The 12211-nt window shown below is 48.0% G+C and carries 13 protein-coding genes; 4 read left to right on the top strand and 9 right to left on the bottom strand.

What is annotated here, in order from left to right:
• Positions 1 to 300: 300 nt before the first annotated feature.
• Positions 301 to 675, top strand: coding sequence for a tetratricopeptide repeat protein (locus BKN38_RS09330; protein WP_066457836.1), 375 nt, complete (start codon positions 301 to 303; stop codon positions 673 to 675).
• A 69-nt stretch (positions 676 to 744) separates the two neighbouring features.
• On the opposite strand, the gene BKN38_RS09335 is transcribed toward BKN38_RS09330, so the two are convergent.
• The 9 genes from BKN38_RS09335 to BKN38_RS09375 form a co-directional block, all read right to left on the bottom strand.
• The gene (locus BKN38_RS09335; RefSeq protein WP_233712880.1) at positions 745 to 1803 is read right to left on the bottom strand and encodes an aldo/keto reductase; all 1059 of its coding nucleotides are present in this window, start codon (positions 1801 to 1803) and stop codon (positions 745 to 747) included.
• Positions 1804 to 2077: 274 nt separating this feature from the next.
• Positions 2078 to 3811: a GspE/PulE family protein gene (locus BKN38_RS09340; protein ID WP_066457833.1), complete on the bottom strand. Its 1734-nt coding sequence runs from the start codon at positions 3809 to 3811 to the stop codon at positions 2078 to 2080.
• Positions 3812 to 3819: 8 nt separating this feature from the next.
• Positions 3820 to 4737, bottom strand: coding sequence for a hypothetical protein (locus BKN38_RS11270; protein ID WP_066457831.1), 918 nt, complete (start codon positions 4735 to 4737; stop codon positions 3820 to 3822).
• A gap of 42 nt (positions 4738 to 4779) precedes the next feature.
• Positions 4780 to 6432: a pilus (MSHA type) biogenesis protein MshL gene (gene mshL / locus BKN38_RS09350; protein WP_082942662.1), complete on the bottom strand. Its 1653-nt coding sequence runs from the start codon at positions 6430 to 6432 to the stop codon at positions 4780 to 4782.
• Positions 6429 to 6920: a hypothetical protein gene (locus BKN38_RS09355; RefSeq protein ID WP_066457829.1), complete on the bottom strand. Its 492-nt coding sequence runs from the start codon at positions 6918 to 6920 to the stop codon at positions 6429 to 6431. The genes mshL and BKN38_RS09355 overlap by 4 nt, the downstream gene beginning before the upstream one ends.
• On the bottom strand, positions 6917 to 7432 hold the full coding sequence (locus BKN38_RS09360) for a hypothetical protein (protein ID WP_066457826.1): 516 nt from the start codon (positions 7430 to 7432) through the stop codon (positions 6917 to 6919). The genes BKN38_RS09355 and BKN38_RS09360 overlap by 4 nt, the downstream gene beginning before the upstream one ends.
• Complete coding sequence (locus BKN38_RS09365; protein WP_143000270.1) at positions 7425 to 7820, bottom strand: hypothetical protein; 396 nt, start codon at positions 7818 to 7820, stop codon at positions 7425 to 7427. The genes BKN38_RS09360 and BKN38_RS09365 overlap by 8 nt, the downstream gene beginning before the upstream one ends.
• A complete protein-coding gene (locus BKN38_RS09370; protein WP_066457820.1) occupies positions 7753 to 8934 on the bottom strand; it encodes a hypothetical protein in 1182 nt (393 codons plus the stop codon). Before BKN38_RS09370 ends, BKN38_RS09365 begins: the two co-directional genes overlap by 68 nt.
• A 387-nt stretch (positions 8935 to 9321) precedes the next feature.
• Entirely contained in the window at positions 9322 to 10053 is a 732-nt protein-coding gene (locus BKN38_RS09375) for a carbonic anhydrase (RefSeq protein ID WP_066457813.1), read from the bottom strand.
• A gap of 376 nt (positions 10054 to 10429) precedes the next feature.
• Here BKN38_RS09375 and BKN38_RS12115 point away from each other — a divergent pair, with 376 nt between their 5' ends.
• The 3 genes from BKN38_RS12115 to BKN38_RS09390 form a co-directional block, all read left to right on the top strand.
• Entirely contained in the window at positions 10430 to 10792 is a 363-nt protein-coding gene (locus BKN38_RS12115; protein ID WP_066457804.1) for a hypothetical protein, read from the top strand.
• Positions 10717 to 11595, top strand: coding sequence for a YeiH family protein (locus BKN38_RS09385; protein WP_233712881.1), 879 nt, complete (start codon positions 10717 to 10719; stop codon positions 11593 to 11595). The genes BKN38_RS12115 and BKN38_RS09385 overlap by 76 nt, the downstream gene beginning before the upstream one ends.
• Positions 11596 to 11627: 32 nt before the next feature.
• On the top strand, positions 11628 to 12211 hold a 584-nt coding region (locus BKN38_RS09390), incomplete at its 3' end, for a thiamine phosphate synthase (protein WP_070957809.1).

The raw sequence follows: 12211 nt of genomic DNA on the forward strand, positions 1-12211 counted from the left end.
AAAGTGGCGAAAAAAGTAAATCAAATGTGAATAAAAGAAACACAAATAAAATGTATTATCATAATGAAGTAAAAATGATAGGAATCTGGGGCAGTTTTGTAGGTGGATTTTGGGGGTAGATTTGGAGTAGATTCTGATTTGGCAAAGTTTAGCTTTGAGGATCTAGGGGGCGAGGGGTGAGGATTGAAATCTTAAAGGTTGAAATCTTTAGGTTTTTAAGAATCTTAAAATTTTTTAAGACTTCACGAGTTTCTTTTCTGATAAAATCTACAAATTTTATGCCAAAAGGAGCCTTAACTAATGAAGCGCATTCTATTTACCTCCCTTGTGGCTTTGTCCCTGCTTGGCTGCCACAAAAATATACAAACAAACAATCCACATTCACTAGAGAAAAAATGCAATAAAGGCGATGCCAAAGCTTGTTTTCTTCTTGGCGAATTGCGCTACAATGCAGAAAGTGCAGAATCAAACTATTGGCAAACAGCCGAATATTTCCAAAAAGCTTGCGATGGCGGAGATGCTCTAGGTTGTCACGATCTTGGGGAGCTATATAGAAAAGGAGAAGGCGTAAAGCAAGACTACGCACAAGCAAAAGAATATTTTGGCAAGGCGTGTGATTTAGGGTTTCAATATGGCTGTGATGACTACAATAAACTTAACAAACAAGGATTTTGATAAATAGTCTGCGCGTTTATAAGGGCAGATTCTACTTAAAAATCCTTGCAGGTTTCATAATATCAGAATCTACGCCTTTATGATTGTGCGCTCGTTGAGCCATTTTATCGTGTCAGGATTCTGGTGGTCTAGTCCGCGTTTGTTGGTATCTAGCCCTGCTATCGCCTCCATATCCTGCGCGCTTAGGGAAAAATCAAAGATATTTAGATTCTCTTTTTGATGCGTAGGATTCCCACTTTTTACCACGCTTACAATGCCTCGCTGATAAATCCAGCGCAAAATTACTTGCGCGGTGTTTTTGCCATATTTTTTGCCGATGCGCGCAAGCACAGCATTTTGCAAGATATTATCTTTGCCTTGTGCGAGCGGGCTCCACGCTTCCATTTGGATTCCAAGCTCTTGTAATGTGCTTTGTGTCGCGTGGTTTTGGAAAAGCGGGTTGCATTCGACTTGATTTACCGCAGGTCTCACTTCTTGATTTTGCACGAAATCCATAATGCGCGCGGAGTCAAAATTACTCACGCCAATCGCGCGCACCGCCTTTTGTTTGTAGAGCTTACTCATCGCGCGATACGCGCCATAGGTGTCATTTACAGGCTGGTGGATGAGATAGAGGTCGGCATACTCGAGATTTAGACGCTTTAGGCTTTCATCATAGGCTTTGGCAGCCAGCGACTCGGTGGCGAAATCTTTAAAAAGCTTTATTGTGATGAAAAGCTCCTCGCGCTTTATGCCTGTGGCTTTGAGCGCGTATCCCACGCCTTCTTCATTGCCATAGCTTTGCGCGGTGTCAAAGAGGCGGTAGCCAAGCTCAAGCGCGGATTCTACAGCCATTTGCGTTTGCTTTTGATCGCCTAGCCTTAGCACGCCAAAGCCTAAGGCTGGCATTTTGACGCCGTTATTTAGCGTGATGAGCGGAGTGGATTCTCGTGTAGATTCTGGCGCTGTGGCAGAATCTAGCGCGCTAGTGGATGCTGATGCGCGACTAGAATCTATATCTTTCGCGCCTGCGCCAAACGCTTGGCTTGTCAAGCTAAGTGCGCCAAGTGTCGCTACACCAAGTTTAGCAGAAGTGGCGAGAAAATCCCTGCGCGTTAGGGGCGCGCTTTTGTGAGTGTTTGTTTTCATAAATGTCCTTTTGTGAAAGTAGATTCTCGATTTTGCTCGCTGCAAAAGCTATGTGCTGCAAGGCGAGCAAAAAAGATTGAGTGAAATTATAAATGATGAGAGCCGCTCTCAGTCAAGGGGCAAAAGTGCAAAAATTTCAAAATATCTAAAAATGCAGAATCTCGCAGAATCTAAACTCTAACTGGCTTCAAATCTCGCAGAATCTAAAATACGCGAAAAATAGACAAAATATAAATCCGCCAAAGCATAAAATCTATAGGCTATTTTGCGCGTGTTATTCGATATTTTCTATCTCGCGCCAATCGATAATCTCGCGCTTTTTCATCGCTTGGGATTTGAGCGTGGGGAGGTTGCGCGCAAGGAGGGCATGGCGCAAGCTCGTGCGCCAATCACCAGAATCTAAAACGCCACCAGAATCCAGCGCCCCGCTAGTGTTTATATTCGCGCCACGCGCACCGCCAGAATCCAGCGCACCGCCAGCACCCATATTAGCACCAGTCACGCCAGCACCACCACCACGATTTACACTCGCGCCTAAATTACCAGCCACGCCCCCGCCTGCCTGCCAAAACACCCTTTTTAGCTCCTCATCGACAAACATCGATTGTGCGATGAGTGTGCGCCCTTGTATGCCAGTCCCTCCGCATTTTTCACAGCCTCTAGACTCGAAGCCCAGTGCCACTTTTGCCTTGCAGTGCGCGCACAATCGACAAGCGAGGCGCTGGGCTACTATGCAAAGCAGGCTCGTCTCGATGACGCTGCGCGATGCACCCATTTCAAACAGCCGCTCGAGGCTTACGATGCAGTCATTGCTATGCAGGCTCGCAAGCACGAGGTGCCCTGTCAAAGAGGCGTTGAGTGCGAGATCTAGCGTGCCTTTGTCGCGTATCTCGCCCACCATGATGATGTCTGGGTCTTGGCGCAACACGCTTTTTAGCGCTTCATAAAACGAGAATCCGATTTCTGGGTTTAGCTGGATTTGGCAGGCTTGCTGAATTTGGTATTCTATGGGGTCTTCGATGGTGATGAGCTTTTTTTGCAGGGTTTTGAGCTCTTCTAGGAGGGCGTAAAGGGTGGTCGATTTGCCGCCGCCTGTGGGTCCTGCGACAAGGATCAGCCCGCTTTTGCGCGTGATGGATCGCCTAAGGTCGCTAAGCGTGTCGCTATCAAGCCCTAGCATATCGAGTGAAATGCGGCTGGCGTGCTTATATAAAATACGCACGACGATAGACTCACCAAGCGCTAGCGGCACGCAAGATATGCGAAAATCATACTCCACTCCGCCAAAAGTCTTTTGCGCGCGCCCATCTTGAGGCAGTCGCGTCTCGGTGATATCTAGGCTAGAATCTAGCTTCATTTTCGTAGATAGCTTGCCAAACTCCACCGCATCGATGCGCCCTATCTCGCGCAGCACGCCATCTATGCGAAAGCGGATACTCACAAACTCCGCCTTGCTCTCGATATGAATATCGCTAGATTCTAGCGCGATGGCTTCTTGGAGCAAAAAATCAAGCTTTGATTCTACGCTATTTTGCGTATAAAAGCCCTCGACAAATGCAAACGCCTTCATCTGCCACGCAAAGCAAAATGACTGCTCTTGGCAGAAAATCACCCTTTTGCCAAGCGGGGCTAGGTGGTGGGCGATGAGGGTTTGGGCGCTGGAATCTTTTGCGCCTGCATTTTTTGCACCTCTCGCATCTTTTGCATCTTGCGCGCTTTGTGGATTTTGTAGCACGATGTAGATATTTTTTTCATCTACTTTGCAAGCTAGCGCGCCAAATGTGCGGGAGAGCTGCTGGCTTAGAATCTCGACATGCTTTTTCTCTGGCGCGAAGTTGCTTAGATCGATTGGCATTAAGGCGGGCGTTTGGCTGGATTCTGGCAGTTTGGATTCTGCGCTAGAATCTGCTTTGTCAAAATCTTGCAGTTTGGATTCTGATATTTTAGATTCTCGCGCAGAGTCTAGCACTTTAAAATCCAGCATTTTAGAATCCACACTAGAATCCATAATGCACCCTAAAATCCATAATACGCGCGGGCTTGCAAATATAGCGCTTTGGCTTTTTGCTTTTCTTGCGCGCTCGCGTAGTAGTCTTTTTCGAAAGATTCTTGATACAGCTCCCAAACTCGCGCGGCGTCTTTGCGCATCGTGTAGGCGCGATATATCCAGATTCTCGCGCGTGAGAAGTCGCCCATGCCTAGGCATTCTTGGGCGATGCTTATGGCGTTTTGATAGGTGAGATTGCCTGAAATCACGCTTTCGCGCTCATCGGGTTTTGGCATGGTGGGTGCGCTTGGCGTGCTTTGCGCTTTTTGTGTGCTGGTGGTTTGGGCGTTTGCAAGTGCGTTAGATTCCACACTAAAATCTTGCGCGCTTTGGCTTGCTTCTATAGAATCTAGTTTGGCGATTTTAGATTCTCGCGTGCTGGCGCTTTGTCGCTCTTGCGCGGATTGGATAAATCCTAGCTTGTATTCATACAGCGCGCCAAAGACAAACATACTAAAAAGCCCCAAAATAGCGCAGCTAAAAAGCAAAATCGCGCCGATATGTCGCGCGATGTATTTGCTAGCGATTTTTAGCAAGGCTTTGGCGATGCTTTGCGCGCTGGTGGATTCTGCGAGTTTGCTAGAATCTATAGATTCTGCTACTACACCGCTCGCATTATGCAAAAACAGCTTATACAAAAATCGCTTGCAAGTGGCGTAGAAATTACGCGCATTTGCCAGCGCACGCGTTATGCTTTGGCGCGCATTATCAGCAGTATTGGCGGCTTTTTTATGGGTATTTTGGGTATTTTCTTTTGATTCCACGAGCAGATTCCGAAGCGTTATTTTGCAGATATTGTAGCAGGAATAAATCGCGCGCGGATATAAAAGTGTGGATAAAAATGCAGATATTTGCATAAATTTTTGTGTGTAGATTTGCGAGCGCATTATTTTTTCAATCTTTTTGCAGACTTGTTTGAAGCGTGGATTCTAGCCACTTTGGTTCTCATCAAACACATATTCCATGCTTTGATTGTCAATAATCGTTGGCGTGATGACGATGATCATTTCTTTCTTTTGTTTGATAGTTTTTTTGTATGAGAAGAGGTATTTTATCACCGGGATCGCGCCAAGCAGCGGGAGTCCGCGCCTAGAGGTGATATTGCTTTCACTGATGAGCCCGCCTAGGATGACGCGCTGCCCGTCTTTGATACGCACGATAGAGGAGAGCTGATTGGTAGAGAGGTTTGGCGGGGCGCTTAGCGCGCTTGCTTGATTCTCGATAGAGGCGTCTTTGGCGGCGGTTATGGAGGGGTTTATTTTTAGGATGATTTCTTTGTCATAGATAGAGGGTGTGACATCTAGCAGCACGCCGCTAAATACGCTTGGGTATTGGTAGCCGGTGTTTTGGATGGTGCTGGAGTTGGTGGAGGTCTGGTAGATGAGGCTTTGGGAGTAGCGCAAGACATTGCCTACAGAAATGATAGCTGGCTGGTTGTTTAGCGTGATGATTTTGGGGTTTGAGATGGAGTGTGTTTTGCCATATTCTTTGAGAAATTGCACGATTTGCCCGACACTTAGATTTTGTGAAAACACATACACGCCATAGTTTAGCCCGCTAGGCGTGATGCTAGCGAGTGCTTCTGGCGTGCTTTGGGTGTTGATGCCTAGCTCATAGAGTTTTGCCCAGTTTATCCCGGTGGTGTTGATGTCAGAATGCTCGATACTAAAAATCTGCACATCGATTTGCACCTGCTGGCTTAGGCGCGCTTGCAAGGCATCGATGTAGTCGCCCACGCGCAAAAGCTGGCGTGGCGTGGCGCTTAGCGTGATGAGTCCTGCGCCTTTGTTTATGATGATGCGCGGATGTTTTGGATTGTAGCTGTCGCTTTCTTGATACACGATTGCGATGAGTTCATTTTCTAGGTCGCCCCAGAAGTTTAGCTCATCGATGGAGTAGATTTTGGTGCCACTTTTGCCAAAGACTGGATTTTGCGTGCCTTGTGTGAGGGCTTTTTGCTGGATGTCCTCGCCTAGCGCGCTGTGGGTGTTGAGATAGGCGCTGTTTTGGTAGCTGGTGTGGGGGTTTAGGTATTGGGATTGGGATTCTTGCCCATATACGACATCGGTGTTGGAGCTGCCTACGCGCGCGGTGGCGATGTAGTTTATGTGGAATGTTTTGGTTTGTAGGTGGCTGAAGCGCAGTATCGCGCCATCTAGAATGTAGTGCGTGTCGCTGGCTTTGGCGATGGCTTGGAGGATGTCATTTGCGCGCTTTTGGCGGAAGTTAAACACCATTTTGGTGCGCTCGAGTGCTTCTTGCGCGTGGCTTTCATACGATAGGCTAAGCCCGCAAATAGAGGCCAGCTCTTCGAGTAGGATTCTAGGGGAGAGGTTTGGCTTGCTTTGGAGGTCAAAGGCTCTGTTTTGGCAGATCTGTGCGTGCAAGGCGGGGGCGAGAAATGCGAGCAGGAGGCAAAATAGTAGCAATAATTTTGCTGGGTGGCTTGTGGTTTTGCGCGCGTGGTGTGTGGGGGAAAATGTGGCGAAAATTTTGGCGTGGTGCGTGGCGCGAAATTTAGCGCGAAATGTGCCAACTCGGCTAGGCTGTTTTGTCTGGTTTGCAAATCTCGCGCGCATCATTCTAGCACCTTTTTGCGGATGCTTAGGGTTTTTTGCTGGGATTTTTTGTCTATCAGCACGACTTCATAGGGCTTGATATCATGGATAAAAAACGAGCCGATTTTATCGCCTTGTTTATACCATTTGTGGTGGATTAGGACTTGGCGGTTTAGGATGGCTTGTATTTTTAGCTCGACTTCTTTTTCGCCAAAAACACTATAAATGCGGTGGTTTTGCTCGAGTGGCGCGCGGAGTAGGGCATGCACTTTTTCATCCAAAGTTTTACTATCTGCGCTTGGCTTTGGCGTGGCAGAATCTACATTTGGCTTTTTGGATTCTATAGATTTAGATTCTGGTGCGCTTGTGGTTTTGGATTTTGCAGAATCTAGATTTTGCGTCTCAAGTGCGCTTTTTGCCAAAGCACCACTTGCCAAAGCGCCGCTTACCAAAATACAATTCGCCAAAACACCCGCACCAAACGCAAAAAGCGCGCTGATAAGCCGCCTCATTTTCGCATCCTATGCCCGAAATTTAGCACATCAAGCTTGATTTCTAGGTTGCTAGCAAAGGGCGCACTTATCGCTAGATTCTCGATAAATACGAAATGATTCTCCTCGATTTCTTCTAGCAAATCCTCCAGCACCTCCACATCACCAAGCGCCACAAGCGATAGATGCGCGTCTTTGATTTGTATGTTGTTGCTAAATGTGCCTAGCTTTTTGGCAAGCGTGGCGTTTGTGATAGATTTTTGGCGCAGGAGATTTAGGAGGGCATTTTTGTGCTCGAGCTCCGCGATTTGCGCGTCATATATGCTATTTTGTGGGATGTCAAGCATTTGCGCGATGCTTTTTTGCGCTTCTAGCTTTAGCGTCGCCTCCTCAAAAGCCGCATCAATAGGCGGCAAAATCCACGCAAACACCGCGCCCACACAAAGCAAAAGTGGCAGGCAAAATATCGCCACGCGCTCTCGCTTGCTGCGGCTAGCCAGCATAGAATCTAGCCGCAAAAAAATATCACGCATAAAGCAGCTTTAGCGTGATTTTGGCATTTGGCAAATCATCTTTATCTAATGCGTTTTGGTTTAGCGCATTTTGGTCTAGGGCATTTTGATTTAGCGTATTTTGGTTTGGCGTGCTAGAATCTAGTGCATGCTGCGCGCTTCTATCTAGCATATCTTTATCAAGCATTTGCGCGCTAGATTCTATATTTTCATCGATGATTTGGAGGCTTGGCTCGTTTTTTAGCGCATAAAGTAGCTGGGTGATGTTATCCATACGCGCAGAAGTTATGTGTAAATCTAGCGTCACTTCACCCTTTTCTAGGTGGCTTTGAAGCTTCAAATCAGTGATCCACGCGGTGTTTTTGCTGGCGATTTGTGAGATGAGCGCGATAAGCTTTAGGCGGGGCAAGTAGCGCGCGTGGATGGTGCTTAGCGTGTGGATGGTGTCTTGCGCGCTGGCGATTTGCTGGGGGGGAGAATCTGATGCGTGCGAGGCTTTGGGGGATTGTTGCGGAGGTAGAATCTGGTGCAGATTTTGGGGCAGAATCTAGCACGGATTTTGTGGATTCTAGCGCATCAGAATCTAGCACGCTTAGTTTTGGCGCGGATTTTGCGTCGCTAGATTTTGCATTTTGCGCGCCAAAGTGCGCTGCTAAAAATCCGCCGATATACGCGACGCTTTCGCACTTCACGCCACAAAACGACTCCACAAACGCCAAACAATCGCCAAGCGCGCCAAAATCTTTGCATAAGCAGTCATACACCAGCCTGCCCTCTTGATACACGCAAATCCAATCATCAAGCGCGTAAATCCCGCTAGGACACTCATCTAGCGCCAATGGCAAAAACACCAGCGGCACGAGAATCTGCGCGCTTAGATTCTCATAAGGTTTGGCGGAGTGTGTTTGCTGGCGGGCGTTGTTTGCGCTATGTGCGTTGTTTAAGTTGCCAGCATTGTTTGAGTTGTGCGCGCTGTTTGGGTTATTTGAGCTATGCGCGATACTTAAATTATGCGCGTTGTGGCTAGCGCCCGCGCGCTTATTTGCACCAGAATCTACATTTGACACATCAAGCGCAAAAAGCCGATAAGTTTTTAGGCTGGCTTTTGGCGCATTTTTATCGCCATTCATCGCGCCGGGCAACTGCGTGATATATGGTATAAAAGTAGCAGTGTAAATTTTATATGCTACCAAAATTCCATTTTTTACGCCATATTCGCAAAGAGATTCTAGCGTCATATTGTATTGCAGCAGCGCATCATCTTGCGGCGAGTCCTGATAGGCTGCAAGCGCGGATAAATCGCTAGGCGAGACTTCTTGCACCGCACTACTTGGCACGCTAGCAAGACACAATGCATCATACCCCACGCAAGAGATGCAAATATGCGATGCGCGTGGCTTCATCGGCGCCAAATGCCTATCTACATACGCGCTTTCTGCGCCTTCCGCGCCCCCATTGCCCCCGCTAGCAAAAAGCATGCGCTTGGGATTTGGCGCGTGGAGATAGGATGAGGCATAAAGCATGGCGAATCCTTAAGCGCGATATTTTAAACCCATGAAACCAAAGCAAAGCAAAAAGCAGAAAACTAAATCAAACTAAGGTAGAAAACAAGCAAAGCAAAAGAGGTGAAATAAAATTGGGTTCTGCAGAAATCGCGAAACCCTCGCACAAAACCCAGAATCATTGAAGCCACAAAAATTTTTGAAAATCAATACATGAAATCTACCTGAATATTTATATTTTGTCAAATTAGGTAACATTAAAGAATGAAAGTCTGATACTAAAAGTAACTATTTTGCATAAATTTTGCAAAGTTTTTCAAAAATAAGTTAAATCAAACCAAATCTGGCACGAGAAAAAATCAATAAGCAAATATTGCGCTTAATTGCGCAATATTTGCATTATATGCCTTATTTAGCCTCTATCACCACGCGTCCGTTTGCTGGCTGCACAGGGCGATTATTTACGCCGATGATGTTGGTAAATGTCTTTATCTGCGCTTTGGAAGCTTTGGCGTTGTTTTGGCTGATTATCCAGATGACGCCTTCGGTGCATGGTGGCGTGGTGAGCGAGCCATCAAGCCTTATGTAGGATTCTACTTTGCCTACAAGCGCGTTCATATCAAGTGCGGCTAGCGCCTTGCTTTCACCCGCTTTTTTGGGCGCGCTGCTCCAGATTTGCTTGATGACTTCATTTTCTTTGCCCTCTTCAAACATCAGCGCAAGCACGAGAATCTGCCCTTCTTTTGTCTGATGCACGATGTGGGCTACCATCGGGAAATGCTTGCCATTAAAGGTGTATTCAGAAGGCGTGTGGAAGTGCATTTGCACGAGGTTGAAATCCTTGCCATCAAGCTTTAGCGTGCTACCTTCTTTGAAATTCACCTGCAAAGAATGCCCATTATTCGCGACATCTTTTGCCTCGCCTTTGTAGGCAAACGCTAGCGGATTGTCTGTCGTGGCTTTGATAGTGCTGGTGATGTCGATTGGCGATTGGTATTTGCCATATTTGCACGCGTGAAAATCTGTCGAAATATCGCCCCAATTTTGCGGCGCGCCCTCGCCTTTGTATCCCCAGTGATGCGCGCCATCCGCGCCTGCACTTGCCAAAAATCCAAACAACACAAGACTTAAGATTCTCATAAAAACCCCTTAGATGATTAAGCTAGCTTGCACGCTTCAAGCCAAATGCTTGGAGCCACAAACTGCGGGCAAAATAGTAATACCTTTGCCTTAAAAAAATCATAAAATGTTTAAATATTTTTTAGGCTGGGCTAGTGTAGAATGCGGGCTTTTGTGAAGGTGAGGAAATAGCTGGGGCTTGGTGCGCGCTGGCTTTTGTAAAATAAAGGCGCGCTGGAATCTAAAAGTCTAGAATCTAAAGCATTAGAATCCGCCATTCGCACAGGCAGAATCTAAAACCTAAGAATCCAAAACGCCAAAGGCTGGAGCGTCAAAAATCTAGAATCCAAAAACCAGATTCCAGAATCCAAACCCAAAACACACAAACGGAGCCACTATGAAAAACATCAAAAACGCGATTGTAAGCCATTCTAGCGGGATTTTGCTCGCACTTTTTTTGGCACTCATTAGCATGGCACTTAGCCAGCTGCCATTTTTTGCGCGCGCGCATATCTCGCCGCTAATCATCGGGATTTTTCTAAGCATTGGCATCGCGGTGGCGCTTTCTGTGATGCAGGGTGCGGGCGAAAATGCCACCTTCATCACCGCATTTCACGCCAAAACCAAAGATGGCATAAACTTCAGCGCCAAAAAATCCTGCGGCTTGGCATCATCTTTTATGGCGTGTTTGTCTCGCTTGGCGATATGCAAAGTGTCGGCGTGGTGGGCGTGGCGCTATGTGTGGGCGTGGTGGTCGTGATGCTGGCACTTGGCTTTGTCATAGGCACGCGCATTTTTGGGCTGGATAGGGAGCTTGCGATTTTGGTGAGTGCGGGCTGTGCGATATGCGGCGCGGCTGCTGTGCTAGCGCTAGAATCCGCCCTGCGCTCCTCCACGCTAAAGGGTGCTATCGCTGTTAGCACGGTGGTGGTGTTTGGGCTGCTTGGGATGTTTGCCTATCCGCTGCTTTATGGGCTAGGACTCATGCCCTTCACGCCGCTGCAAGAGGGGGTGTATATGGGCGCGACTTTGTATGAGGTGGCAAATGTCGTGGGTGCGGGCAATGCTATCTCGACAGAGGGCGCAAACATCGCGCTCATCACCAAAATGATACGCGTGGCACTGCTGGCACCGGTGCTTTTGGTGGTGCCATTTTTGTTTGACTGGGCGGATGCGAGGCGCACAGAATCTAGCGGCGAGAAATCTGGCGGCGCAGAATCTAAAAGAGTGGATTCTAGTTTAGATTCTGGGCGTAGTGTGGATTCTGCCGCGCCAAAATCCCGCAAAAAGCTCTATATCCCGTATTTTGCGATATGGTTTGTGGTGGTGATTTGCCTGCATTCTTATATCGATTTTCCGCCAGCACTCATTGATTGCGTGAAATTCCTATCTGTGCTTTGCCTAAGCATGGCGATGTGCGCGCTTGGGCTGCAGGTGGATTATAAGCAGTTTTTGCGAAGTGGCGGGGGCGCGTTTTGGCTAGCGGCGGTGCTGTTTGCGATAGTCTCTATCGGCGGATTTTTGGCAGTTTATGCGCTATCAATCATCGGCTTTTTTGCCTAGAATCCAAGCTTTATTCACCCAAAGGAGTATCTATGTCAGCACGCACGCGCAAAGCGCTTAATCTAAGCATGTATCTCGTGGCTTCAAGAGGCGAGAGAAGTGATGATGAATTTTTGCGCGCTTTAGAGTTGGCGCTTCAAGGCGGGGTGGATATCATCCAGCTGCGCGAGAAGCGCGCCTCTTCGCGCGAGTTTTACGCGCTTGCTTGCAAGGTAAAAGCGCTCGCGGACAAATATGCCAAACCATTGCTTATAAACGATCGCATTGATATTGCTTTGGCGTGCGGTGCGGATGGCGCGCATATCGGCATCAGCGATGATTTGTCCCCAAAAGTGGCGCGCAAAATACTTGGCGAGGATAAGATTCTGGGGCTTTCGCTAAGGCGCGCGGAGGATTTGCCTAGCGCGCAGGGGGTGGATTATCTGGGCGTTGGCGCGGTGTTTGAGACTGGGAGCAAAAGCGATAGCGTGGTGATAGGCACGCAGGGTTTGCGCGAGGTGGTCTCGGCGGTGGAGAGGGGGTGTCTCGTATTCACATCTGGCGGCGCCGGAGTGGCGTGGCGTGGGGGGTGGGGGGGTGGGTGGGTGTGTGTGGGTGGGGGGAGGGTTGGGGGGGG

It is taken from the genome of Helicobacter sp. CLO-3 (genome assembly GCF_001854545.1).
In the GTDB taxonomy this organism is placed as follows: Bacteria; Campylobacterota; Campylobacteria; order Campylobacterales; family Helicobacteraceae; genus Helicobacter_B.